25 protein-coding genes and 1 pseudogene are annotated in these 24,089 nt (G+C 46.7%); 14 read left to right on the top strand and 12 right to left on the bottom strand.

The features are described 5' to 3' along the window. Positions 1–31: 31 nt before the first annotated feature. The 4 genes from ATG66_RS06150 (at position 32) to ATG66_RS06135 (ending at position 2,138) form a co-directional block, all read left to right on the top strand. Entirely contained in the window at positions 32–568 is a 537-nt protein-coding gene (locus ATG66_RS06150) for a DUF924 family protein (protein ID WP_098414459.1), read from the top strand. A 24-nt stretch (positions 569–592) separates the two neighbouring features. Beyond that, on the top strand, positions 593–922 hold the full coding sequence (locus ATG66_RS06145) for a DUF4144 domain-containing protein (protein WP_098414458.1): 330 nt from the start codon (positions 593–595) through the stop codon (positions 920–922). 136 nt (positions 923–1,058) lie between these two features. Then, entirely contained in the window at positions 1,059–1,544 is a 486-nt protein-coding gene (locus ATG66_RS06140; protein WP_098414457.1) for a VOC family protein, read from the top strand. 168 nt (positions 1,545–1,712) lie between these two features. Then, the gene (locus ATG66_RS06135) at positions 1,713–2,138 is read left to right on the top strand and encodes a VOC family protein (protein WP_098414456.1); all 426 of its coding nucleotides are present in this window, start codon (positions 1,713–1,715) and stop codon (positions 2,136–2,138) included. Positions 2,139–2,323: 185 nt separating this feature from the next. Here ATG66_RS06135 and ompW read toward each other — a convergent pair whose 3' ends face one another. Then, positions 2,324–2,968 (bottom strand): outer membrane protein OmpW, encoded by a 645-nt coding sequence (gene ompW / locus ATG66_RS06130; protein WP_098414455.1) that lies wholly within the window; start codon positions 2,966–2,968, stop codon positions 2,324–2,326. A 561-nt stretch (positions 2,969–3,529) separates the two neighbouring features. Between ompW and ATG66_RS06125 the strand changes: the two genes are divergently transcribed. Both ATG66_RS06125 and ATG66_RS06120 read left to right on the top strand, forming a co-directional pair. Beyond that, the gene (locus ATG66_RS06125; protein ID WP_098414454.1) at positions 3,530–3,841 is read left to right on the top strand and encodes a cupin domain-containing protein; all 312 of its coding nucleotides are present in this window, start codon (positions 3,530–3,532) and stop codon (positions 3,839–3,841) included. Between the two features lie 66 nt (positions 3,842–3,907). Further along, positions 3,908–4,528, top strand: coding sequence for an HAD-IB family hydrolase (locus ATG66_RS06120; protein ID WP_098414453.1), 621 nt, complete (start codon positions 3,908–3,910; stop codon positions 4,526–4,528). 118 nt (positions 4,529–4,646) lie between these two features. Here ATG66_RS06120 and ATG66_RS06115 read toward each other — a convergent pair whose 3' ends face one another. Next, complete coding sequence (locus tag ATG66_RS06115) at positions 4,647–5,087, bottom strand: Lrp/AsnC family transcriptional regulator (RefSeq protein ID WP_098414452.1); 441 nt, start codon at positions 5,085–5,087, stop codon at positions 4,647–4,649. 114 nt (positions 5,088–5,201) lie between these two features. On the opposite strand from ATG66_RS06115, the gene ATG66_RS06110 reads away from it, so the two are divergent. Beyond that, positions 5,202–5,786, top strand: a complete 585-nt coding sequence (locus ATG66_RS06110; protein ID WP_098414451.1) for a LysE family translocator — start codon at positions 5,202–5,204, stop codon at positions 5,784–5,786. Positions 5,787–6,128: 342 nt separating this feature from the next. Then, the gene (locus ATG66_RS06105) at positions 6,129–6,902 is read left to right on the top strand and encodes a siderophore-interacting protein (RefSeq protein ID WP_098414450.1); all 774 of its coding nucleotides are present in this window, start codon (positions 6,129–6,131) and stop codon (positions 6,900–6,902) included. Positions 6,903–6,987: 85 nt separating this feature from the next. Here ATG66_RS06105 and ATG66_RS06100 read toward each other — a convergent pair whose 3' ends face one another. Continuing rightward, a complete protein-coding gene (locus ATG66_RS06100; protein WP_098414449.1) occupies positions 6,988–7,857 on the bottom strand; it encodes a LysR family transcriptional regulator in 870 nt (289 codons plus the stop codon). Between the two features lie 131 nt (positions 7,858–7,988). Next, positions 7,989–8,732, bottom strand: coding sequence for a dienelactone hydrolase family protein (locus ATG66_RS06095; protein ID WP_098414448.1), 744 nt, complete (start codon positions 8,730–8,732; stop codon positions 7,989–7,991). Positions 8,733–9,048: 316 nt separating this feature from the next. On the opposite strand from ATG66_RS06095, the gene ATG66_RS06090 reads away from it, so the two are divergent. After that, a complete protein-coding gene (locus ATG66_RS06090; protein WP_098414447.1) occupies positions 9,049–10,197 on the top strand; it encodes an S-(hydroxymethyl)glutathione dehydrogenase/class III alcohol dehydrogenase in 1,149 nt (382 codons plus the stop codon). Positions 10,198–10,266: 69 nt separating this feature from the next. After that, positions 10,267–11,106: an S-formylglutathione hydrolase gene (fghA, locus tag ATG66_RS06085; protein ID WP_098414446.1), complete on the top strand. Its 840-nt coding sequence runs from the start codon at positions 10,267–10,269 to the stop codon at positions 11,104–11,106. 157 nt (positions 11,107–11,263) lie between these two features. On the opposite strand, the gene ATG66_RS06080 is transcribed toward fghA, so the two are convergent. Genes ATG66_RS06080 through ATG66_RS06055 form a run of 6 tightly spaced genes read right to left on the bottom strand, consistent with a single transcriptional unit; the run spans position 11,264 to position 17,637 of the window. Further along, positions 11,264–11,893, bottom strand: coding sequence for a bifunctional 4-hydroxy-2-oxoglutarate aldolase/2-dehydro-3-deoxy-phosphogluconate aldolase (locus ATG66_RS06080; RefSeq protein WP_098414445.1), 630 nt, complete (start codon positions 11,891–11,893; stop codon positions 11,264–11,266). A gap of 9 nt (positions 11,894–11,902) precedes the next feature. After that, on the bottom strand, positions 11,903–12,865 hold the full coding sequence (locus tag ATG66_RS06075; protein ID WP_098414444.1) for a sugar kinase: 963 nt from the start codon (positions 12,863–12,865) through the stop codon (positions 11,903–11,905). A gap of 3 nt (positions 12,866–12,868) precedes the next feature. Beyond that, positions 12,869–14,281 (bottom strand): glucuronate isomerase, encoded by a 1,413-nt coding sequence (gene uxaC / locus ATG66_RS06070; RefSeq protein ID WP_098414443.1) that lies wholly within the window; start codon positions 14,279–14,281, stop codon positions 12,869–12,871. A gap of 12 nt (positions 14,282–14,293) precedes the next feature. Beyond that, complete coding sequence (locus ATG66_RS06065) at positions 14,294–15,757, bottom strand: mannitol dehydrogenase family protein (RefSeq protein ID WP_098414442.1); 1,464 nt, start codon at positions 15,755–15,757, stop codon at positions 14,294–14,296. Positions 15,758–15,808: 51 nt separating this feature from the next. Next, positions 15,809–17,110 carry a TRAP transporter large permease gene (locus tag ATG66_RS06060; protein ID WP_098414441.1) on the bottom strand — a complete coding sequence of 434 codons (1,302 nt, stop codon included), beginning with the start codon at positions 17,108–17,110 and terminating at the stop codon, positions 15,809–15,811. Between the two features lie 14 nt (positions 17,111–17,124). Continuing rightward, a complete protein-coding gene (locus tag ATG66_RS06055) occupies positions 17,125–17,637 on the bottom strand; it encodes a TRAP transporter small permease (protein ID WP_098414440.1) in 513 nt (170 codons plus the stop codon). Between the two features lie 322 nt (positions 17,638–17,959). Here ATG66_RS06055 and ATG66_RS06050 point away from each other — a divergent pair, with 322 nt between their 5' ends. The 4 genes from ATG66_RS06050 to ATG66_RS06035 all read left to right on the top strand — a co-directional run bounded on the left by ATG66_RS06050 (position 17,960) and on the right by ATG66_RS06035 (position 22,603). Then, positions 17,960–18,943, top strand: a complete 984-nt coding sequence (locus ATG66_RS06050; RefSeq protein WP_098414439.1) for a TRAP transporter substrate-binding protein — start codon at positions 17,960–17,962, stop codon at positions 18,941–18,943. A gap of 107 nt (positions 18,944–19,050) precedes the next feature. Next, entirely contained in the window at positions 19,051–19,842 is a 792-nt protein-coding gene (locus ATG66_RS06045) for an FCD domain-containing protein (RefSeq protein ID WP_098414438.1), read from the top strand. A gap of 127 nt (positions 19,843–19,969) precedes the next feature. Then, positions 19,970–21,157 (top strand): mannonate dehydratase, encoded by a 1,188-nt coding sequence (gene uxuA, locus ATG66_RS06040; RefSeq protein ID WP_098414437.1) that lies wholly within the window; start codon positions 19,970–19,972, stop codon positions 21,155–21,157. A gap of 207 nt (positions 21,158–21,364) precedes the next feature. Next, on the top strand, positions 21,365–22,603 hold the full coding sequence (locus ATG66_RS06035; RefSeq protein ID WP_098414436.1) for a DEAD/DEAH box helicase: 1,239 nt from the start codon (positions 21,365–21,367) through the stop codon (positions 22,601–22,603). A gap of 44 nt (positions 22,604–22,647) precedes the next feature. Here ATG66_RS06035 and ATG66_RS06030 read toward each other — a convergent pair. Together ATG66_RS06030 and ATG66_RS06025 are read right to left on the bottom strand one after the other, a co-directional pair. After that, positions 22,648–23,001 (bottom strand): annotated as a pseudogene (locus ATG66_RS06030) (MOSC domain-containing protein); the annotation flags it as partial. Positions 23,002–23,327: 326 nt separating this feature from the next. Then, entirely contained in the window at positions 23,328–24,023 is a 696-nt protein-coding gene (locus ATG66_RS06025; RefSeq protein WP_098414537.1) for a VC0807 family protein, read from the bottom strand. Between the last annotated feature and the right edge of the window lie 66 nt (positions 24,024–24,089).

Here is a 24,089-nt window from a genome sequence, read left to right as displayed (position 1 = left end):
TGGCTATTAAGGCACAACAAAAGGAAGCGCCATGCATCAACCAATCATCAAGTTCTGGTTCGAAGAGCTGACACCTCAAAACTGGTTTGAAAACAACCCAGAACAGGACAAACACATTGCGTCGCGATTTGCCTCCGTATTAGAACAAGCCGCTCGCTGTGAGCTGTTTAGTTGGCGCGATAGCGCACAAGGACGATTAGCCGAAATCATCGTCCTCGACCAGTTTTCACGAAATGTGTATCGCAATACTCCAAAAGCATTCGCACAAGACCCGCTCGCATTAGCATTGGCTCAAGAAGCGATTCGGTTAGGACACGATCAAGAATTAGCGCCCGAGCAGCTAAGCTTTTTGTACATGCCGTTTATGCACAGCGAATCTCGCCTCATTCATGTCGAAGCTGAGAAATTGTTTCGCGCACCAGGACTTGAATATCACTACGATTTTGAGCTAAAACACAAAGCCATCATCGACCAATTTGGACGTTACCCACATCGCAATGCGATATTAGGTAGAGAAAGCACGCCTGAAGAGTTAGCATTTTTGCAGCAACCAGGATCGAGCTTCTAGAGTCCTATAAATAATGAGTTAACCATGACAAACCACTCTGTATGCTGGCCGTGCTTACTAAAACTAGACGGCGACGATGAGCTGATCTACTTGCGTTCGCACGCCGATCTTGATTCCGAATGCGAAGCGCTCATTTCGGGGCCAGATGATTACGTAATTGACTCAAATGGCAACACGTTCGGGTTGCAATACAACGATTCGACCGCCACCGTTTTACAACCGGAAGAACGCACTCTGTCCGTCGAGGAAGTTACGTCGCTCATCCAGTCGCATGAGTTTAGTCTCGCACAAAGGTGCATCATCAAAATTCACTTCACCTCGGTACAGCAAGCGGTTGAGGCCTTGGCCAATTAGCTCGAACTCCACCCACCTTAATTGCAAAATATTATTGTTTTTATAATTTATGATAATTTCATGTAATTAAAATCGCGCCATATACTCTCCCACATCGAAACAACACAACAATTAAACACATGTTGGGAGCAAACAAATGAAAATGAATCATGTCGGTATTATGGTCGGAGATATGGATAAAGCGGTTGAGTTTTACACCCAAGCGCTTGGTCTAAAAGTCGTTATGGGCAACACGAAAGTGATTGAAGAACGCGAAACCGCAATTGGTAGAATGTGTATTGCGGTCTTTGGCGAAGGCTTTAAAGGCTTCAACATCGCCCACCTTGTGACAAGTGATGGCATCGGCCTTGAGTTATTCGAAATGAAAGAGCGTCAAGAGCGCCATGAAGTGGATTTTTCTCGCATCGGCATCTTCCATTTCTGTTTGCAAACGGATGACTTTGAAGGTGCAATCAAGCGCACCGAAGCGTTCGGCGGCAAAGTACGTATGGACATCATGCGTTACCACCCAGAAGACGAGAACAAACCCGCGAAAATGGTCTACCTAGAAGACCCATTCGGCAACTTATTCGAGCTTTACTCGCACACTTATGAAGAAACTTACGCTTCTGATTACGAATAATTAATCAACCCATCCCTAAAAGGTTAGCAACACGCTAACCTTTTTACTTCAAGTAGTCCGCTTAATGACTCTCTAACAAGTAACGGTCCCTTTTCGGTTTGATCATTTCGCTCCTTATTCTTATGCTCGTCGTATACTTTTTTCATCGTTGCGAAAAAGGAGTGAAGCATGCCGACCAACAATCCTATTGAAATCAAAGCCCTTGACCACGTCGTATTAAGAACGAGCAACCTCGACGCCATGTTGCATTTTTATCGAGATATTTTGGGCTGCCCTGTCGAACGCGAAGTAACGGATCTTGGTTTAACCCAACTTAGGGCAGGCAACGCATTAATCGATGTGGTGACGGTAGACAGCGAATTGGGACAACTTGGCGGAAAGCCACCAGTTCAGAATGGTCGTAATATTGACCACTTTTGTCTGCAACTAGCGCCTTTTTCTGAGGATGCACTCCTTAATTATCTACATCGACACAATATTGAGACTGAAGAGTTTGCAAAGCGCTACGGCGCGCAAGGTTTTAGTCGCACCCTCTATATCCATGACCCAGAGGGCAATGTCGTCGAATTAAAGCCTCAAATCACTCATGAATAAACGGTGAATTCAACTATCATCACGGCTTGTTTGTTTCTCGTTGCGGTGTACAGGTATCCCCCACCAATAAAGTTTCACAACATACCCTAAATATGCAAACAAATGATTATCATTAGATGGAAACACAAAAAGGGGGCAGTCCCCGTAACCGCCCCCCAATGCCATACCAGTAATAATGATTCTAATTAAAACTTATAACCACCACTAATCATAAATACCCATGGGTTGATCTTCACGTCCGTTTTATACTTGTCTGCGCCTGCTTTATAGGTGGCTTCTGTTTCAATGTTTGCGTACCACGCTGCCGCGTTTAGGAACCATTGGTCGTTGATCATGTAGTCCACGCCAATGTTTGCAGCCAAACCAAATGAATCATCCAATTTTAGATCCGATAAGCCAGCGCCTTTACCTGTACTGTTGAAACCTTCGTCAAAAAACATGGTGTAGTTAAGACCTGCACCAACGTATGGACGGAACTTGCTTTGTGGCTCGCCAAAGTAGTACTGGACCATCAGCGTTGGTGGTAAGTGTTTGGTATCCGCGATATCACCCAACCCCAATAAATCCGTTGAAATATCGTGACTAAATGGGGTTGCTGCGAGCACCTCTAGACTGATGTTGTCGGTAAACATGTAACCAAACGTTAAGCCAAGTTGGGTATTTGAATCTACTTTCAATTCTTCTTGAGAACCCAAGATCTTATCGCTGCTGTCATTTGGAACGACAGAGGCAGCACCAACACGAAGAACGAAATCACCTTGTTGATGAGCGAAAACACTTGGTGACACGAGCGCAGCAACCACTGCTAAACTGCAGATTGTTTTTTTCATTTTTTATTTCCTTTTTAGGGCTTTGTTATGCGATACCCAACCGTGCTTTTTAGCGATACTCGGTAATTCTGATAAAAGTCAGAATGTTGAAGCACGTAGATATCTATATTTTTTTGAGCTGTGCGCAATCTAGCACATAGAAACCCTACTATTTTGATGGAAATCAATTTGTGAAAAATATAGATTTTTTGTACGGAGAAACGCCAAACCGATCAACAAATCATGCAAATAGAATACAATCATGTAATGCAAACTGTGCGTGCGAGAAGGTCCGAGCTCGACCAACCTCGCCTTTGTCGCTCATATTCGCGCAACACTTTTCCCTCTTCTTTTTTAGTCTCATAACATCAGTAATTTAAATAGAACGTCTGTCTAAAAATTATCTCACTTTACATTTTTTCATCACGATTTTCACACCGCCACCTTTCAATATTGTCATTTTTATAGGTATAGTTCCGCCCATGCCGACTTGCACAATGCCAAGTTTATCGACGCCCGCTTTATCGAATCGAAATCAACAGAAGGCTATCGCTTTCGTTATGCAAAGTTAAAGGAAATACCATGAACCTGTTTAACGACTTACCGAATAACCTCAACGAGGAAGTCTTCGAAGATCTGTTGACTCACAATAATCTGCGCATTGAGCGCATTGTCTCGACAGGACAAATCTCACCTGAAAGTGGCTGGTACGATCAAGAAGAGCATGAATGGGTGCTGGTTCTAAAAGGAATGGGAGAACTGACCTTCGAAACCGGCTTAGTGCAACGACTAGAGGCTGGTGATCACATCACTATTCCGGCTCATACAAAACACAAAGTAAGCTGGACTGATCCAACACAAGAAACGATTTGGCTGGCGGTGTTTTATCAATGAAACCGAAATCACGTCAGTATAACCACACCGAAAAGACAAAAGAAGACCGAAATATAGGTGCTAAGTTTGCAAGAGACTAATAAGCCGTCATTGGCACTGTTTGATTTTGATGGCACCATCACCCGAGAGGATATGTTTCGCCTTTTTCTCCATTATTCCGCCTATGGCCTGCGCAAGTGGGTAGGAAAAATGGTCATCATGCCGTTTTATGCATTGTACAAACTTGGTGTTTTACCCGCTCGCCTAATACGACCTTTAAGCAGCTTCATTGCTTTTTCTGGCAAAGAAACCCAACAAATTGCAATGATTGGCGCTCAATTTGCGCATGATGTGATCCCATTGTATTTACGCCCGGAAGCCGTGGAAAAATTGGAATGGCATCAACGCCGAGGTGATACCATTGTGGTGGTCTCCGCGTCACTCAATGCTTATCTGACACCTTGGTGTGACGCTAATCGCTACCATTTGTTATGCAGCGAACTGATTTCACAACAACCAAAACTGAGTGGCTTGTACCAGCAAGGCGATTGCAGTTTAGAAAGAAAAGTGTCGCGCGTGAAGGCGGCGTTTTCGCTCAACGAGTTTACTTCTATTTATGCCTACGGCGATACCCATGAAGACATCCCAATGCTCAAACTTGCCGACTACGCGATGCTCAACTGGGTAGAGTGGCAACCCAACAAATAATAAGGTGAGCGAGCCTGATACAATAACCTACCCTTTATGACGAGCCACTCTCATGCTCGATCGGCTCTTCCGCGTCACTTCACATTCATGAGCCACAATACAGGGCCAACTTTGATCGCTAACGTTCGTCTTTTGGCGAATCCATTACCACCATGGTTGTGATCGATTTGACGTGTTCACATTCGCCTAGCACATCGGCATGAAAAGCTTTGTAAGCGGCTAAATCTTGGGTTTCTACGCGTATTAAATATTCGTTAGATCCCGTAATGTTGTGGCACTCGACCACTTCATCGACAAAACGCACGTGTTCCTCGAAACCGAGCTGTGCTTGCTTAGCGTGCGAGGCCAAGCCAATCGATACATACGCAACAAAACCCACGCCGAGTTGTTGATTATCCAACACGGCTCGGTAACCTTTGATCACGCCCTTGCGTTCTAAATCTTGTACGCGGCGAAGCGTCGCAGACGGTGACAATCCGACTCGCTCAGACAGCTCGACGTTGGAGATTCTTCCGCCTCGCTTAAGCTCTTGCAATATTCTCTCGTCAAATCTATCCATAATGATATTTCATTGCCTATTAACTCTCCTTTCATCAAATAAAAGCACAATATTGATGTCAGTTCTACTTATAGTTGTTCTCAACCAATCAGGAATTCATTTAAGGAACAAGCTATGGAATATCATCAACTGGTCGCATTGGCGTTGTTCGCTTTTGTCTCCACGTTTACCCCTGGCCCTAACAACATTATGTTAATGACCTCCGGCGCCAATGTCGGCTTTAAACGCACCATTCCACATATGCTGGGCATTACCTTCGGCTTCGGAGCCATGCTGATCTTGGTGGGCATTGGTTTAATGAGCCTCTTCAACGCCTACCCCGTCTCGCACTCCATTTTGAAAGTACTCAGCTTAAGTTACTTGCTGTATTTAACGTACAAAATTGCCACCAGCGGCAAAACCGAAACAAAACACGATTTCCGTCCGATGTCTTTTTGGGGAGCCGTTGCCTTTCAGTGGGTGAACCCAAAGGGTTGGTCAATGGCCTTAACTGCTATTACGGTATACAGCAGTGGCGGGGCTTGGCTGGAACTCACCTTTATTGCTGGCATCTTCTGCTTAGCCAACTTGCCATCGGTGACATTTTGGACCGCCGCCGGCATGCAACTTCAGCGCTGGCTAACCACACCCAAACGCGTGAAAGGGTTTAATTATGGGATGGCCGCACTACTGCTTTTATCTACTATCCCAATGATATAAAAGCACATTAGTGATAGGCTACCGCTACGTTTTTAGTGTCCATTACTTGCTCGTAACAACTGTGATGACTCAACAACCCGATCCGCGTCACGCGATGGACAAATTTCTAAAGCACGCTTGCAAGGGCAGACAAGTAGCCTTATGCCTTTACCAAAGGGCTGATACTGTGCCCTTTATTATTTTAGCCACGCGCCACCGACAGCCACTCGAATAATGCTTTGTCCCTGTGCCCGATGATCCTACCTCAATTCACAGTGTAAATTTGTTTAAAGAGACTACCCTCTTAGTAGAGAACTTGATAATCTCAAATGAGAAAGAGAACAATTATCGAGTAGAGTTAAAATGAAAAAGAACCCGCAACTTAAAACACTGGTGGTCATAGACACCGTCACTATTACCCCAAATATGCAGCGTATTACTTTGCAAGGTGACGCGCTAAGCCAATTTCCACACGACTGCGAAGGCAGTTATATCAAGCTGTTGTTTAACGATATGGGCGGTACCGATCTGAGCACGCTATCAAAAGATGATCGACCGCTGATGCGTACTTACACGATTCGTCGCTTCCACCCAGAAACAAACACGATCGACGTCGATTTTGTCCGCCACACCACACAAGATTTACAATGTGGCTTTGCCGCGCGTTGGGCGATGGCCGCACAAAAAGGCGATACGATTAATATCGTAGGTCCAGGCAATATCGCTCGTTTGAATACCGACGCAGAGTGGTTCTTTATGGCCGCAGATATGACGGCACTCCCTGCCTTGTCCGCCAAAATTCGCACATTACCGGAACACGCGAAAGGCTACGCCGTGATCAGCGTACTCTCGCCTGCCGATATTCAACCTCTACACGCCCCCGCAGGTATAGACCTAATTTGGCTGACTGAAGGTCAAGCACTGGAAGAAGCAGTACGCGAACAACCATGGTTAGATGGTGACGCCGCGGTTTGGTGTGCGTGTGAATTCGATTCAATGCGCGCGTTACGTCAATACTTCCGTAACGAGAAAGAAGTCGAACGCGAGAACATCTACATCAGCAGCTACTGGAAGCAAGGCGTATCCGAAGACGGACACAAAGTGATCAAACGTGAAGATTCAGAATCCAACCAATAGCCCTTCAGTCATCATCCAAAAAAACGCCCAGCAACACTGGGCGTTTTAGTAACAACACATCGCTTTGAGCACGTTGGGCAGTTCATCAAGACAGCTCTTGGACTAAAAAGTCGATTAACAACCTCACTTTTGGCGACAAATTACGGCTTTGCGGGTACAGCGCCCAAATGCCTTCGCGATCGTCGCGATAATCTGAAAGCACCTCAACCAACTCGCCGCTATCTAACGCCTCTTGAACGTAATAATCCGGCAACTGCATCAAACCCAATCCACGTTTGGCCGCATCGACCAAAGCGAAACCGCTGTTACATTTAATCCGTCCCGACACGCGCAGCGACTTATCTCGCTTATTTTCTTTAAAGTGCCAATAATCAACGGAGCCAACTAAGCACTGGTGCCGCCCCAGTTCTGACAAGGTATGTGGCTCACCAAATCGTTGCAAATACATCGGACTGGCACAGACGTACATTTGCCGTGACGAAAGACGCTTGGCAATCATGCTGGAGTCTTGCAAGCGACCGAGACGAATCGCCACATCTACGCCCTGTTCAATCAAATCCAGTTTTTGGTTGGTCAACACCAAGTCGAGATTTACTTGCGGGTATTTCTCTAAAAACTGATGCAGCAAAGGCGCGAGGTTCATCTCCCCGTAGGTTACTGGCGCGGTCACGCGCAACAAACCTCGCGGCTCGGTCTGCGTTTGCGTCACGGCGAGCTCGGCCAACTCAAGCCCTTCCACCAAATGTTTACACTGCTGATAATAAAGTTGTCCAGCTTCTGTCAGGGAGACTTTTCGCGTTGTACGATGCAACAATTTCACCGCTAAGCGCTGTTCAAGCGCAGAGACTCGACGACTTATCTGTGCAACCGATGTTTTCAGTTTGCTGGCAGCACCAGTGAAACTGTTTGTTTCTGCCACGGCAACAAACTCAGTTACCCCTTCCCAATTCGCCATGAACCTGTTCCCGTCAGTCTATGTATCGACAAGATTGTCACACAAACTCCAGCAAGGAGAAACTGTCCAGCAAAACGAAAATGGCCATCTTTATGAGCAAGATGGCCATTTAAGTATCAGAATATCGTGATCTAATATTGGGTATTTTCAGCTAAAAAGTTCGAAAACGCCTGCCAAGATTTTTCATCGGCATCTTTACGATAGCGTTCTGAACCCCAAACCGTAAATGCATGAGGCGCGCCGCCGTAAGTAATCATCTCGTGCGGGATCTTTTGTGATTCCAATTCGTTGGCCAATTGAGCAAAATCGCTCATCGTCACAGCATCATCGGCGGTGCCGTGCAGAATTAATACTGGCGACTTTGTCATCGCGTAACTTTGCCCTTCTGGCGTCTGAAGCCCCCCGTGAAAAGTAACAAAACCTTTCGCTTTCATTCCTGCGCGCACAGATTCCAGAACGGCAGCGCCACCAAAACAGTAACCCATAGCAACCGTGTTATCGAGATTACCGCCGAGCTTTCCGGCGACATCGAGCCCCCCAGCCATTAATCTTCTTAATTTGTTCCTGTCTTTGTACAACTCACCGGTGTGCTGGCGTTTATCTTCCATTTTAGTGGGTCTGACTCCTTCACCAAAGAGGTCGACTGCGAATACGTTGTAGCCCATCTTGTTCAGCATATCCGCTCGCTGTTCTTCGTAATCAGTCAAGCCATCCCAATCGTGCACTAGGAGTACAAGCGGCGCCTTATCATCCACTTTAGCCCAATAGCCTTCATATGAATTACCATCTATCTGATAAAGAATATTTTCACCAGCAAGAGCGGAGGAGCAGCCAAAAGCAGACAAAAGAGCCAATCCAATGAGCTTGATTTTCATAGTCATTCCTTTTTGTATTGTTTGCAGGGGTACGTTGGAAGCTTAGTACATACATCACATGTCAGAAAGACGAATAAAAACGCAAAAAAGTAAAAGGCGGGTACCGATAGAATTAACCAATTAAACTGCATTTCCATCACCAATTATTACTGATATGTAAAAATCATTTTCAAAATAGAGGTATTATCATTTTTATTGAAATAGATAAAATACACACCAACAAAACAACGCAGCGTAGTGAGCCAACCTTTACTACGCTTATAGCCAAGTCACTTCGGGATGCTTGGGTATACATATAAGAGTAAGAGGAAATCCAATGACACTTGAAATCAAACCTGGCCAAACTCACATCAAATCAAAAGCGATGGTGGCGTGGGCGGCTGGCGAACCATTAAAAAGAGAAGAGGTCGATGTGCAACTGCCTAAAGCGGGTGAAGTGCTAGTCCGCATCGTTGCAACGGGCGTTTGTCATACTGACGCTTTCACCTTATCCGGTGATGATCCAGAGGGCATTTTCCCTTCTATTCTTGGTCACGAAGGTGGCGGTATTGTAGAAATGGTTGGTGAAGGGGTTACTAGCGTTGAAGTTGGCGACCACGTCATCCCTCTTTACACTGCAGAATGTGGCGAATGTAAGTTCTGTAAATCGGGCAAAACCAACCTGTGTCAGGCCGTGCGTGAAACGCAAGGTAAAGGCTTAATGCCAGATGGGACCAGCCGTTTCTCTATCAACGGTGAAACCATTTACCATTACATGGGTTGTTCAACTTTCTCTGAGTACACGGTTTTGCCAGAAATCTCACTAGCAAAAGTAAGCAAAGAAGCCCCTCTTGAAGAAGTGTGTCTGCTTGGCTGTGGCGTCACAACCGGCATGGGCGCGGTACTCAATACTGCAAAAGTTCAAAAAGGCGATACTGTTGCTATCTTTGGCTTAGGTGGCATTGGTCTGTCAGCGATTATCGGTGCTCGCATGGCTGGTGCGAGCCGTATTATCGGTATCGACATCAACGAAAGTAAATTCGACCTAGCAACGCAACTTGGTGCGACAGATGTGATCAACCCACAGAAATTCGACAAACCAATCCAAGAAGTGATCGTGGAAATGACAGACGGTGGGGTTGATTACTCGTTCGAATGTATCGGTAACGTCAACGTGATGCGTCAAGCACTTGAGTGCTGTCACAAAGGTTGGGGTGAGTCGGTCATTATTGGCGTTGCAGGCGCGGGGCAAGAGATCGCCACTCGCCCATTCCAACTCGTAACGGGTCGTGTATGGCGCGGTAGCGCATTTGGTGGTGTAAAAGGCCGCTCAGAACTGCCAGAAATTGTAGAACGCTACATGGCCGGTGAGTTTGGACTGCAAGAGTTCATCACTCATACCATGGGATTAGAAGACATTAACCAAGCGTTTGATCTCATGCACGAAGGTAAGAGTATTCGTACTGTTATCCACATGGATAAATAACCTAGTGATTGCCGTAGGCTCCCCTTATGGGGAGCCTGATTTTTTGTTTTGCTGTTAGGGAGTTTATCTATGAGCATTGAAAACGTAAGCCAAGCCAAGGTTTGTGGCAGTTGGCACAAACAATACACTCACGAATCTAAAGCACTGAATTGCACGATGCGTTTTGCGATTTTTCTACCGCCAAATGCCACTAAATCTAACCCGGTTCCCGCCTTATACTGGCTGTCTGGTTTGACCTGCAGCGACGAAAACTTTATGCAGAAAGCAGGCGCCTTTCGGATGGCGGCAGAACTTGGCATTGCGATTATCGCACCCGATACGAGCCCACGCGGCGAATCAGTAGCAGATGACGAGGGTTACGATTTAGGCCAAGGGGCGGGGTTTTATCTCAATGCCACACAAGCGCCTTGGTCACTGCATTACCACATGTACGACTACGTTACTAAAGAGCTGCCTGCAATCATTGAAAGCAATTTCCCGGTCTCTGACGTGAAGTCTATTTCGGGCCACAGCATGGGTGGACATGGGGCATTGACGATCGGTTTGAAAAATGCGCACCAGTACCGTTCTATTTCGGCATTTAGCCCAATTAGCAACCCAATGCAGTGTCCATGGGGACAAAAAGCATTCACCGCTTATTTGGGTACAAATATCGAAAGTTGGAAACCATACGATGCTAGCGAGCTGTTAAAACAAAGCCGCTCACCATTACCTATTCTCGTTGACCAAGGTGATGCAGACGGTTTCTTAAACGAGCAGCTTAGACCTGAAACTCTGATTGCCGCCGCAAACGCGCATCATTCAGAGCTGAACTTAAGAATGCAAGCAGGTTACGACCATAGCTATTATTTCATCTCAAGTTTTATTGATGACCACCTAAACTTCCATGCGAAGTATCTATTTGCATAATCCCTATAAGCTGATGGGCTAAAAATAAACACTTAAGATTACAAAAATAAATCGCGAAATATTAGCATGTAGCGTCGTATTTATTGAGCGCTACCCTTAACAACACAGCCCTCCAAAAGGCAGGGCTGTGTTGTCGGTTTATTTGGTGTGGCAACGATTATTCATTCACTAACGCAACCGCTTCACGAGTCAACCTTGCTAGCTCTTCCCAATCACCGGCTTCAATCAACTTCTTATCCACCATCCAAGTGCCACCACATGCTACTACACGTGGGATCGCTAGGTAGTCTTTGATATTGCCTGAATGGATACCTCCCGTCGGCATCAGTTCAATGTCGGTGTAAGGCGCGAGCAGTGATTTCACCATGTTGATACCACCTGACGCTTCTGCCGGGAAGAACTTCAACGTCGTTAAGCCCATCTCTAGCGCCGCTTCGACTGTGCTTGGGTTGTTCACACCCGGGACGATATCAATACCAATCTCCTGACATGCTTTTACCGTATTAGGGTTAAAACCTGGTGACACGATAAACGTTGCGCCTGCTTCCTTTGCTGCGATAGCTTGTTCACGGTTTAGCACCGTACCCGCACCAATCAACATATTCGGTTGAGATTCACGCAATAGACGAATCGCTTCTGCTGCCGCTTCTGAACGGAAAGTGATCTCGGCGGCTGGCAGTCCGTTTTCTGCCAATACTTTACCTAGAGGAATGATGTCTTCGGCTTTGTCGATTGCGATAACAGGGATGACTTTTAGAGCTTTGAGTTGTTCTTTAATACTAGACATGAGTGTTCCTTATTCGACGCCCAGCGCCGGTTGTGTGAATGCTTTGGGAATAATGGCTCCGCGATGCTGGATCACCGCGCCAGCCAGTGCGTTACCTCGCTGGCATGCGGTCGCTAAATCTGCGCCCGCAAGATATGCCGATAAAAAGCCACCGTTGAACGAGTCGCCCGCCGAAGTGGTATCTACCACCTCTGTCACAGGTTGGGTTGGCACTGGTTGTGGGACCAAATCCGTAGCAGAGTCTTGAATTAGGCAGCCATCGGCCCCTAATTTTATAACGCAGTTCTTGACGCCCAGCGATGTAAGGCGTTCTATCGTTTGCTCTGGCGTGTTATCGCCCCAAATCCGTTGCTCATCATCAAACGTAACCAAGGCAATATCGGTCAGTTGGTACATGGCTTGATAACTCTGTTTAACCGTATGATTGTCATCTTGTGGCCACAACGCAGGTCGGAAGTTGCTATCAAAAGCGATCTCAACGCCTTGTGCTTTAAGTTCGACTAACAGGTTGAGCAATGCAATACGGTCTTCTTTTGGTAAGATTGCTAACGTAATACCGCTTAAAAACACCGCATCAACTTGAGTTAACGCCTGCTTAATCAGACCAAAGCTTAAATGTTGAAGTAGATAACGCGCAGCGGATTGATTACGCCAATATAAGAACGTTCGTTCGCCTTGGTCATCGAGTTGAATAAGATACAGGCCGGGAGTGCGAGTCTCATCTCGCAGTACCAAATCAGTCGAAACGCGCTCTTCTTCCCAGCGAGTCAGCATACCAGTACTGATCGGGTCGGTGCCGAGTGCGGTAACATAAGAGACTTTAATGTCTTCAGGATCGGGATTTGCTTCACAGCCGCGACTTAAATAAATCGCAGCATTGAGCGTGTCACCACCAAATGTTTGATGCATTGAGCCAAACGGTTTGCCATTCAGCTCAATCATACATTCACCTATAATGGCGATGTGCTTCATCGGTTACTCCCTCTCTTCAAAGTAACGTCTTGCGTTACCAAAACAGATGTTTTCGACCATAGCGCCAAGCAGCGACATGTCTTTTGGCACTTCGCCGTTTTCTGCCCAACGCCCCACTACGTCACACAAAATACGACGGAAGTATTCGTGACGCGTGTAAGATAAGAAGCTACGTGAGTCGGTCAGCATACCAACAAACTGGCTAAGCAGACCAAGTTGAGACAGCTGCTCCATCTGGCGCTGCATGCCGTCTTTTTGATCGTTGAACCACCAGCCCGAGCCGAACTGTACTTTGCCTGCAATGCCGCCACCTTGAAAATTACCGATCATGGTCGCCATCACTTCATTATCACGAGGATTCAAGCAGTAGAGAATCGTGCGTGGTAGCTCATTGGTTTGATCCATTTCATCCAATAAATTCGCCAATTCAAACGCAAATGGGCGGTCGCCAATGGAGTCAAAACCCGCATCGGCCCCTAACAGTTTGAACATACGAGTACTGTTATTGCGCTGCGCACCGATGTGCAGTTGCATGACCCACCCCAATTGCGCGTAGCGCTTGCCAAGCCACACTTGAACAGCGGTAGAGAACTGGGCACATTCAAATTCAGAGAGCACTTCGCCATCAAGACGGCGAGTCAGCAGTGCATCTAGAGCAGCCTCCGTTGGGATCGGTGCATAACGGACGACCTCAATGCCATGGTCTGCCGCACGGCAGCCGTGTGCATCGAAATGTGTCAAGCGTTGATCAAGCGCACTTAATAAATCGCTGAAACGACGAATCTCGATATCCGCTACTTCCCCGAGTGTTTGCATGTAATCAGCAAACACCTCCAGCTCGATCTTGAAGGCTTTGTCTGGACGCCAACTCGGTAGCACTTGAATGTTGAAGGTATCGTCGTCCGCGATCGCTTTGTGATGTTCTAGTGAGTCAATGGGGTCGTCAGTTGTCCCCGCCATCACAACATTCATTTGCTGCATGATGCCACGAGCGGTGAACTCTGGCGTTGCCAATAGCTCATTACATTGATGCCAAATTTGATTGGCGGTGGCTGGACTAAACAGCGTATTACTGATGCCAAATGGACGTCGCAGCTCTAGGTGTGTCCAGTGGTACAGTGGATTACCTAATGTTTGCGGAACCGTCTTAGCCCACGCCATATATTTATCGTAATCGCTTGCATCACCCGTGATCAAACGTTCTTCGATGCCAGCAGAGCGCATACCGCGCCATTTGTAGTGGTCACCTTCAAGCCAGATCTGCCCCAAGTTATCGAACTGACGATTTTGTGCCACTTCTGCTGGATTAAGGTGGCAATGATAATCGTAAATTGGCTGGTGGACAGCATGCTCATGATACAAGCGGCGCGCGGTTTCATTGGAGAGCAAAAAGTCTTCACATAAAAAATTCTTCATCGTTAATTCCTCTTACAGCTCAGCCACGGTCGCACGAGCACCGTGATCAATTAATGATTGGTAAGCACGGCTCACCGCCTTGATCACTTGTGGGTTTTGGCCCAGCTCGGCAGGGAAAATCGCCTCGACAGAGAGCAGCGCAGGTACGACTGAAACGTTTAAACCGTGTTGGTCGCAAATTTTGCGTAAAGTCTCTGCCATGGGGTCGCATACCTCAATTTCATGACCTTGCTCATCCACGCCAGCAACGTACCGCATCCAACCAGCGATCGCCGTCGCAAGCCATGAGAAATCAGACCCTTGTGCAAGATGGAATTGCAAACTGCCCCCCATGCGTTGTGGGATCTTCTGGCTACCGTCCATCGCAATTTGCCATGTTCTGTGCTTCAAACTTGGGTTAGTGAAACGCTCGATCAACAGCTTAGCGTACCCTTCTAAATCGGTGCCTTCTGGCATCGTCAGTGATGGCGCTTGAGCTTTGATCATCATATCAAACGCGGCTTTACGGTAGCCTTCGTCCGTCATGGTATCGGAGATGCACGCGTAGCCCCCCAAATAGCCTAAGTAAGCCAAGAATGAGTGACTGCCATTAAGCATGCGCAGCTTCATCTCTTCGTAAGGCACTACGTCTACCACAAACTCAGCGTCAGCAACGTTCCAATCTGGACGACCAGCAACGAAGTTGTCTTCAATCACCCATTGACGGAAAGGCTCACACGCAATGCCGCAAGGATCTTCGCAGCCAAGTAATTCAGCGATTTCTGTCAATGTCTCTTCGGTTGCCGCCGGTACAATGCGGTCAACCATGGTACACGGGAAAGTAACATGGGTTTCAATCCAATCGCACAACTCAGGATCACGCAATTGAGCGAATTCTAGAATTGCTGTTTTTGCGACGTGACCGTTCTCTTGCACGTTATCGCAAGACATCACCGTGAACGGTGTAAGACCGCGATCACGACGCATCTTCAGAGCTTGAACAATGTACCCGAGGGCGGATTTCGGCTCTGTTGGTTGCGCAAGATCTGCAATGACAAGTGGATTGTTTCTATCTAGCGTGCCGGTTGCTGGGTCAGCGCAGTAGCCTTTCTCTGTTATCGTCATCGACACTATTGCGACTTGCGGCTCTGCCATTTTTTCCAGCACGGTTTGGATACCATCGAGATGAGGATGTAGCGACTCAGTCACTGACCCAATCACTTTCACCTCCGTCGACTCTGCGCCTTTTTCTGCCACTGTGTAAAGGTGATCTTGCGTGCGCAGTGACTTAATCAGCTCTTCACCACCAAACAAGTTGATTTCACAAATGCCCCAATCAGAACCTGTCTTGCTCAGCGTTTCATTGGTCAACAGCGCTTGATGAGCGCGGTGAAAAGCACCAAAACCAAGGTGAACAATACGGCTTTTAAGCGCCGAACGGTCGTAGCTCGGCATTAGCACGTTTTCATTCAGGATGGAGTTCGAAATAGTCTTCATTGTTGTATCCCTTTTCCGCAGGCGAACCCGCGGAATTGTTTATCTTAATAATTAATAGCCAAGGACTAGGTTCGGTAGGAAAAGGCTCAGCTCAGGAATAAAGGTCACTGCCATCAACGCTAAAATCAGAGCAGCATAGAATGGCAATAGTGGCTTAATGACTTTATCAATCGCGATGTTAGCCACAGAACAACCGATGAATAATGCACTACCCACTGGCGGGGTGCAGATACCGATAGCTAAGTTGAAGGTCATCATGATGCCGAAGTGCACAGGATCGATGCCCATATCTAATGCAATAGGCAGGAAGATAGGTGTAAAGATCAGCACCGCTGGCGTCATATCCATGAAGATACCCACAATCAGCAGGATGATATTAATGATAAGTAGAATGATCATTGGGTTGTCTGAAATGGCGAGAAGCGCGTCCGCAATCATGTAAGGAATATCCGCATTAGCCATAGCCCAAGACATCCCCATGGAAGCGCCCACAAGCAGTAATACGATAGACGTCGTTACTGCAGACTCTAGGATTATCTTTGGAAGATCACGCCATTTTACTTCTCGGTAAACCAGAACCGCCAACACGAATGTATAGACAACTGCAATCGCAGAGGCTTCGGTTGCCGTGAAGATACCGCCAATGATGCCGCCCATGATCACAACAATAAGGGCTAATGAAGGCGCGGCTTTTAAAAACGTATCCCAAACCATTGTCAAAGAAGGACGAGCCGCAATTGAATAGCCACGGCGCTTAGCAATAACACCCGCCACAGTCATAATGCTCAGTCCCATCAAGATGCCAGGAATGTAACCAGCTAAAAATAGCGCGGCAATAGAAGTACCACCGGATACGAGTGAGAACACGATCAGCGTATTGCTTGGCGGTATCAACAAGCCTGCAGGACATGAAGTGATGTTGACTGCCGCAGAGAAATTTTCATCGTAACCATCTTTCTTTTGCAATGGCGACATCGTCCCACCCACAGCAGCGGCTGACGCTACCGCTGAGCCTGAAATTGAACCAAACATCATGTTCGCCATCACGTTAACGTGCGCTAGTGAGCCAGGAAGACGCCCCCCCAACACTTTCGCCAAATTAATCAGGCGCAAGGCGATACCGCCTTGGTTCATGATGTTGCCCGCCAAAATAAAGAACGGGATTGCCAATAGAGCAAAGTTATCAAGGCCAGCCGCCATACGCTGCGCCACTACCGCGATTGCAGGCTCTAACGGTAAGCTCATCAAAATGGTTGCTAGCGACGACAAGCCGATAGCGAAAGAAACCGGCACACCAATCGCGAGCAAAACCGCGAAGCTACCGAACAAGGTAAGAATTAATTGCCATTCCATTGTGGAAACCTCTATTAATCAAGTTGGGTGTTGGTGAGTAGGGCTTCACCAGACGTCAATTGTTTGATGCGATCGAAAGCAAATACCACCGAGTAAAAGATCATCAGGGCGCCACTAAGTGGAAGACACAAGTAGATGTAGCCCATTTCTAAGCTAAGTGCAGGTGTTAACTGGCCGGTCGCTAGCGTTTTTAAGGACAGTTGAGTGCCGCCATGGACCAAAACCACATAAGAGAACAGCGCAATGGCGACTTGGATGATAATTTCATTGATGAGTTTACGTTTACCTTGCAGCTTCATCGTGAGTAAGTCGATGGCAAGATGACGCTTTAGACCTGTGGTGTAAGCCGCACCGATAAGGGCAACCCACATAAAGAGATAACGAGCGAGTTCATCTGTTACGGTACTTGGTTTGCCAATCACATAACGTGATATCACTTGCCAAACTACGCAAAAGACGAGGAAGGTCGAGAGAGAGATGGTAAAAGCGGCCAGTCCCCGATTGATCCATTTAACCAATTTATTCATTTTATTTTCCTTTCAATCAATATGTGCGCATCTCATAACAATTGGTTTACCAATATAGAAAGTGTTCCTGTGTAGGGCAGTAACATACGCTATTTTACTGAGGAGATTATAAGTTAGCCGATTTGGTTGTCATGTGAGCTGGCTCACAACCACATTGGTCAACCAAAACAAGGGTTATTATTGTGATTAAGGTCAACCAATTTGTTTTTTTGCTTTGACGCTCGGTTTTCCTATCGCTAATAATGAGCTTGAAACAAGCAATACCGTGAAAAAATTAAAATCACCCTACATATTGGACAACCAATCCAAGGAGAATAGAACAATGATGACGCGTAAAACTCTTTTAAGCGCTATAGTCGGTGCTGCAATGACCCTCGGCGCCACGGCTTCTGCTTATGCTGCAACGACGATAAAGCTGAGTCACAATCACCCTCGTGACCATGCAGTACATAAAGCAATGAGCTTTATGGCGAAAGAAGTTCGTGAAATGACCGATGGTGAAGTACGTATCCGTATTTACCCTGATGCCCAGCTAGGCACACAGCGTGAATCCATGGAACTGATGCAAAACGGTGCACTGGACATGGTGAAGAGTAACGCGGCAGAATTGGAAGCTTTTTCTCCAGCTTATGCAGCATTCAACCTGCCTTACTTATTCCGTGATAAAAACCATTACTACTCCGTGACAGATGGTGAAGTAGGTCGTGAAATCCTAAACTCTTCGGCAGACAGCGGCTTTATAGGCGTGACTTACTACGATGCCGGCGCGCGTAGCTTCTACACCAACAAACCAATCAACACACCTGACGATCTAAAAGGCCTGAAAGTACGTGTGCAGCCAAGCCCCTCAGCGATCGCAATGGTAAGAGCACTTGGCGGCAACCCGACCCCGCTTGCTTACGGAGAGCTATACACCGCATTGCAACAAGGTGTCGTAGATGCAGCAGAAAACAACATCCCATCATTTAGCTTGAGCCGTCACAGTGAGGTATCAAAATACTTCAGTCTAGACGAGCACACTATGGTGCCGGATGTATTGGTTATCTCAACGAAAACTTATGACAAGCTCACGCCAGAGCAACAAAAAACACTGATGAAAGCCGCGACAGACTCTTCCGAATACATGAAGCAACTATGGGCGGAGTCTGAAGCGAAAGAGCGTGCAAAAGCAGAAAAAATGGGCGTGACTTTTGTTGAACCAAATAAAGCGGCGTTCGTAGAAGCCGTTCAGCCTATGTATGCGGATTTAGTAAAGACAAGCCCTGAATTAAATGAACTGGTTGAGAAGATCAAAGCCGTTCAATAATTTATAAAAAAATCAGTAACAAATAATCGAAAACAAGGTGTTACCACATTCTGGTACATAGAGGTTGACCAATTTTTATTGGTCGTTATGATGGCGTGAGAAGTTAAATGGAATACAGTGATAATATCATCATGATGCCTTTTGAACCGAAAAGACCGTATCAAGAGATCGGTTTAGTTTTAAGACAAGAGTTAATCAACGGCCACTACAAGGTCGGAGACAGACTGCCACCTGAGCGCGATATCGCAGAACGCCTTGACGTTAGTCGTACCGTTGTGCGTGAAGCGATCATCATGCTTGAACTGGAAAACCTTGTCGAAGTAAAGAAAGGTTCTGGGGTATACGTTATCAATGTCCCATCTCAACCGAACTCCCACGAAAGCGTGCTCAGTGATGATGCAGGCCCGTTCGAAATGCTTCAAGCTCGTCAGTTACTTGAAAGCAACATTGCCGAGTTTGCAGCAATGCAAGTCACGCCTAGTGACATCGTGACAATGCGTGCAGCCCTAGAGTTAGAACGAGAGGAACTGGCGAGCGGTACGACAGATTGTAACGGTGATGAGAAGTTTCACATGTGCATTGCAGAGGCAACCCAAAACTCTGTTCTGGTGGACATGTTGAAGCACTCTTGGGAGCGACGCGAGAACAGTCCGATGTGGCAGAAACTTCATTCTCGTATTGTAGGTCAAGACTACCGCGAAGAGTGGTTGGACGATCACGCCAAAATCCTCGCCGCCTTGCAGCGCAAAGACCCTATTGCTGCAAAGAACGCCATGTGGCAACACCTTGAAAACGTCAAGCAGCGCCTATTGGAGCTGTCTGACATCGATGACCCCAATTTTGATGGTTATCTGTTTAGCTCCAACCCTGTTGTTCTACAGGGAGCTGAAAACCGTTAACCACATTACCGGCTTTGGTCGGATATAGTCAGCGCAGCTGCATTACCGTAGCTGCATTATAAGAAGTCGTTGCACTTAGCTTGATCAATTCGAGCGGGTTGAGTGCGTCTTAAAAAAGGTGAGAGTCATGGAACAAACTTGGCGTTGGTACGGCCCGAACGACCCAGTGTCGCTAGACGATATTCGTCAAGCTGGCGCAACAGGCATCGTGAATGCCCTACACCACATTCCAAATGGTGAAGTGTGGTCAAAAGAAGAGATTTTAAAGCGTAAAGCCATCATCGAAGCGAAAGGCTTAACGTGGTCAGTGGTTGAAAGTGTACCTGTTCACGAAGAAATCAAAACTCAAACGGGTGACTTCCAACAATGGATCGATAACTACAAACAGACACTACGCAATCTTGCAGAATCCGGCATTGATACGGTCTGCTACAACTTTATGCCAGTATTAGATTGGACGCGTACGGATCTAGAATATGAAATGCCAGATGGCTCAAAAGCATTACGTTTTGACCAAATCGCATTCGCAGCATTTGAACTGCATATTTTAAAGCGTCCAGGGGCACAAGCGGATTATACCGAAGCTGAGCAAACGCAAGCGCAAGAATACTTCAACAACATGACCGCTGCGCAAATCCAACAGCTAACCAGCAACATTATTGCAGGCTTACCGGGGGCCGAAGAAGGTTATACGCTTGAAGAGTTCCAAGCTCAGCTTGATCGCTACGCAAGCACCAGCAAAGATCAACTGCGCGAGCACATGGCTTACTTCCTCTCAGAATTGATGCCAATATGTGAAGCGCACGGCTTGAAGCTTGCGGTACATCCAGATGATCCACCACGCCCAATTCTTGGTTTACCGCGAGTGGTGTCTACTATCGAAGATATTGATTGGTTAACCGAAAAAGTACCAAGCAAAATGAACGGATTAACCATGTGTACAGGCTCTTACGGCGTGCGCGGTGATAACGATCTGGTAAAGATGATCAAAAAGCATGGCGATCGTATTTATTTCACGCACTTGCGTTCCACCCAGCGTGAAGAAAGCAACCCACTGACGTTCCACGAGGCGGCTCACCTTGATGGCGACGTCGATATGTACAATGTGGTGATGGCGATTCTAGACGAAGAGCGACGTCGTGCAGAGGTTGGCGACCATCGTTTGATCCCGATGCGCCCAGATCATGGCCATCAAATGCTCGATGACCTGAACAAGCAGACCAATCCTGGCTATTCGGCCATTGGGCGCTTGAAAGGGTTGGCAGAAGTTCGCGGTCTAGAGATGGCACTTAAACGCGCTTTCTACACCAAGTAACAATTTACAATGTAAAAGTCATTTAAAAAGCGCAGAGTTTCGGCTCTGCGCTTTTTTGTTTTCTGACGATTTACACAGGCGACGCTTGGTTTAAGCGCCTAAAATAGGATGGTTCACCTAGCAGATTGTGGTAAAGTCCGCGCCTGCGCTCTACCGCATCTTCATTGTTTTTATTGCCTCTTCAACCAAAAGCACAAGGTTAAGTTAATGCCATTTTCTACTCTCTCATTAAGTTCTGAGCTGATTCACGCACTGCCAAAAGACTTCAAGAAGCCGACCGATATTCAAGCGTTAGCGATTCCTGAACTGTTAGCGGGCAAAGACGTGTTGGCATTGGCGAATACGGGCAGCGGCAAAACGCTTGCTTATGCTTTGCCTTTGTTAGAAAAACTCAACGTAAATTCTCAGCAAAAAGCGCTGATTCTAGTGCCAACGCGTGAGCTGGCAATGCAAGTGAGTGAAGCGATCAACCAAGTCGGTCAAGCTATTGGTCTTAAAGCAGTGTGTTTGTGTGGTGGCGTTGATAAAGAGCAACAACAACAGGCGCTGGCGAACGAGCCTCATGTCCTTGTCGCGACGACAGGTCGTTTGGTTGACCTAGCAGACAACGGCTTGGATTTGAGCAATATTCATTACCTAGTGTTGGATGAAGCTGACCGTTTGCTTGATATGGGCTTTTGGCCAGATGTAAAAAACATCGCGATGCAAACCTCAAATCAGCGCCAAACCGCGATGTTCTCAGCGACCTTCTCTGAAGAGTTGAAGGAAAAAGCCAAGCAGTTGATGCACGCCCCAAAACAGGTGACTGCGCATCAAGAAAACAGCACCAACCAAGACATCACTGAAACGCTATATTTGGTCAATAAAGGCAGTAAGATCAAGGCGTTGGTTGAACTTATCAAGCAAAATGTTTGGACGCAGGTATTGGTCTTTATCAGTGCGAAAGAGAACGCCGATGGTTTGGCGAAGAAGTTGAATAAAGCTGGAATCTCAACCAATGCGCTGCATGGTAACAAGAGCCAAGATGAGCGAGAAGAAGTACTGGCGCAGTTTAAATCTGGGCAGACAAAGGTACTTATCGCCACCGATCTATTAGCGCGCGGCGTTCACATTGAACAACTGCCTGTGGTGATCAATTTTGAATTGCCAATGCATGCAGAAACTTACGTTCACCGAGTAGGGCGTACAGCTCGAGCAGGAAAGCAAGGTGTGGCCATTTCGCTGGTATGCCATGGTGAAATGGACGCACTGAGCGCGATTCGTAACCTCACTCAACGTGGACTGCCAGTGCAAGATCTGGAAGGTTTTCCTGTGACAGACAAGCCTTCGACAGGCGAGAGCAACCGCGCGCCTCGCGATAAAAAAGCCAACCGCCGGACTAATGCGAAGAAGAGCATTAAGCAGTTCCAAGGTAAGCCGAAACGTTCAGCGCCGAGCGCGAAGTAAACAAAAAAGCCACGCTCTTAACGCCATAACCAGTTCAGAGCGTTTCACTGTTGGGCATAAACCCGAGTTGGGCCAACCAAGCGCATTTCGCAGTCTTCTACTTGACTGGTTTCTAGGCGGCGTTCGATGAGCGGCCCCAAGACTCGACTAACGGCAGTTCACAAACAGTTTAGTGAGTTCTTCTCTATCTGAAAACCGCGCCCAAAATACGAGCCAGTGGCCATTTTGGATAATGGTCTTTCACACAGAATAATCTCGTCACCTGCACCGATATCGCCTTCTTCCAACACTCGGAAATACCAGCCTGCTCGAAGCGTATCTTGCAGTCTTCTCGCCATGTCGTGTTGGTCAAATCGTACGTTAAGCTTCCAACAAGGCATGTCGGTTTGGTACTTTTCTTTAAGTCTCGCGAATTCTTATTTTAGCGCCTCATTTTTAATTTTTTTGATCCGAACATGTTTTTTATAAATGCAGCAAGGTTTTAAAAAAATCATGTTAAATCAGATGGATAAGCAATGCACCATGACTTAATATACTTGTTCATTTTTATCATACTTTTTGTGTGGGCTCTCATAAAAAGAGCGAAAGTCGCCCCTATCATGGTGAGCGAGGTCAACACTGAACGATGGATAAGAGAATTTAAGCGCAGAACAATGAGATAGAAGAGTGTGTGAAGAAGATAGGGGAAGAGAGCTCTTCCCCTTAGTGTTCAGAGTGTTGAGGTTTACTTTATGTGGAAAATTTGCTCGGTTTCAAGAGCGGTCATAGAACGAATTTGACGCCAAACATAATAAAAAATACCGAACATCATCAGCATACTTGGAATCGCAATCATTGGGTAACTGTATAGCGTCATCTTACCCAACTCTTCATTAAATGCTGGCGTCCCTGCAGGGCTGGTGACGATCCACGTTGCTAAGAAATAATTCATCGCAGAGGAAAACGCAAAGGTACTCGCGAAAAGGTAGTTTGATGACATTAGGCAACGCTCAAACGCTTCTGATTGGTTGTTTTCTTTTAAACGTTCCTTGATCAAAGAGAGATTTAACACGGTGTCATTCAGCAGCATTTTCTGCATTAACGGGTAGCGTGTAAGGGTTGAGCCCAACACCGCTAAACCGATAAGACCGGGAATCAATGCTTCTTTCAATGCCAGCCAGCGTGTATCGAGCTCAAGTAAGCCAATACCACCCGTCAGTAACACACTGACAAAACCGAGGGCAGCAATAAAGTTGAATTTCTTGTTACGGATGAGGTCCATACCGCCGTAAACAATAGGAAATAGCAAAGCCACAACCAGTGCCATTGCTGTCCCTAAGTGCTCATCACCACTAAATTTCATCAAGATGAATGAAGGAATGAATACGTTAAAGAGGATCTCGAATAAAGGATTCGGCTTTTTCGCCGTCGTGTTGCTCATCATGTTTTACTGACTCTACTGTGTGTCGACTACCATTGTACTCTGTGCAGGAGTGTTCATCTAGTC

The sequence above is a fragment of the Vibrio sp. ES.051 genome, assembly GCF_002563795.1.
Taxonomy (GTDB): domain Bacteria; phylum Pseudomonadota; class Gammaproteobacteria; order Enterobacterales; family Vibrionaceae; genus Vibrio.
Note: the sequence above shows the minus strand (reverse complement) of the source record. Positions and strands in the feature narration are given on the sequence as shown.

Excerpts from the sequence above, each read along its gene's own strand:
- ATG66_RS06150 (WP_098414459.1), top strand. The coding sequence starts at position 32 with ATGCATCAACCAATCATCAAGTTCTGGTTCGAAGAGCTGACACCTCAA.
- ATG66_RS06145 (WP_098414458.1), top strand. The coding sequence starts at position 593 with ATGACAAACCACTCTGTATGCTGGCCGTGCTTACTAAAACTAGACGGC.
- ATG66_RS06140 (WP_098414457.1), top strand. The coding sequence starts at position 1,059 with ATGAAAATGAATCATGTCGGTATTATGGTCGGAGATATGGATAAAGCG.
- ATG66_RS06135 (WP_098414456.1), top strand. The coding sequence starts at position 1,713 with ATGCCGACCAACAATCCTATTGAAATCAAAGCCCTTGACCACGTCGTA.
- ompW (WP_098414455.1), bottom strand. The coding sequence starts at position 2,968 with ATGAAAAAAACAATCTGCAGTTTAGCAGTGGTTGCTGCGCTCGTGTCA.
- ATG66_RS06125 (WP_098414454.1), top strand. The coding sequence starts at position 3,530 with ATGAACCTGTTTAACGACTTACCGAATAACCTCAACGAGGAAGTCTTC.
- ATG66_RS06115 (WP_098414452.1), bottom strand. The coding sequence starts at position 5,087 with ATGGATAGATTTGACGAGAGAATATTGCAAGAGCTTAAGCGAGGCGGA.
- ATG66_RS06110 (WP_098414451.1), top strand. The coding sequence starts at position 5,202 with ATGGAATATCATCAACTGGTCGCATTGGCGTTGTTCGCTTTTGTCTCC.
- ATG66_RS06105 (WP_098414450.1), top strand. The coding sequence starts at position 6,129 with ATGAAAAAGAACCCGCAACTTAAAACACTGGTGGTCATAGACACCGTC.
- ATG66_RS06100 (WP_098414449.1), bottom strand. The coding sequence starts at position 7,857 with ATGGCGAATTGGGAAGGGGTAACTGAGTTTGTTGCCGTGGCAGAAACA.
- ATG66_RS06095 (WP_098414448.1), bottom strand. The coding sequence starts at position 8,732 with ATGAAAATCAAGCTCATTGGATTGGCTCTTTTGTCTGCTTTTGGCTGC.
- ATG66_RS06090 (WP_098414447.1), top strand. The coding sequence starts at position 9,049 with ATGACACTTGAAATCAAACCTGGCCAAACTCACATCAAATCAAAAGCG.
- fghA (WP_098414446.1), top strand. The coding sequence starts at position 10,267 with ATGAGCATTGAAAACGTAAGCCAAGCCAAGGTTTGTGGCAGTTGGCAC.
- ATG66_RS06080 (WP_098414445.1), bottom strand. The coding sequence starts at position 11,893 with ATGTCTAGTATTAAAGAACAACTCAAAGCTCTAAAAGTCATCCCTGTT.
- ATG66_RS06075 (WP_098414444.1), bottom strand. The coding sequence starts at position 12,865 with ATGAAGCACATCGCCATTATAGGTGAATGTATGATTGAGCTGAATGGC.
- uxaC (WP_098414443.1), bottom strand. The coding sequence starts at position 14,281 with ATGAAGAATTTTTTATGTGAAGACTTTTTGCTCTCCAATGAAACCGCG.
- ATG66_RS06065 (WP_098414442.1), bottom strand. The coding sequence starts at position 15,757 with ATGAAGACTATTTCGAACTCCATCCTGAATGAAAACGTGCTAATGCCG.
- ATG66_RS06060 (WP_098414441.1), bottom strand. The coding sequence starts at position 17,110 with ATGGAATGGCAATTAATTCTTACCTTGTTCGGTAGCTTCGCGGTTTTG.
- ATG66_RS06055 (WP_098414440.1), bottom strand. The coding sequence starts at position 17,637 with ATGAATAAATTGGTTAAATGGATCAATCGGGGACTGGCCGCTTTTACC.
- ATG66_RS06050 (WP_098414439.1), top strand. The coding sequence starts at position 17,960 with ATGATGACGCGTAAAACTCTTTTAAGCGCTATAGTCGGTGCTGCAATG.
- ATG66_RS06045 (WP_098414438.1), top strand. The coding sequence starts at position 19,051 with ATGGAATACAGTGATAATATCATCATGATGCCTTTTGAACCGAAAAGA.
- uxuA (WP_098414437.1), top strand. The coding sequence starts at position 19,970 with ATGGAACAAACTTGGCGTTGGTACGGCCCGAACGACCCAGTGTCGCTA.
- ATG66_RS06035 (WP_098414436.1), top strand. The coding sequence starts at position 21,365 with ATGCCATTTTCTACTCTCTCATTAAGTTCTGAGCTGATTCACGCACTG.
- ATG66_RS06025 (WP_098414537.1), bottom strand. The coding sequence starts at position 24,023 with ATGAGCAACACGACGGCGAAAAAGCCGAATCCTTTATTCGAGATCCTC.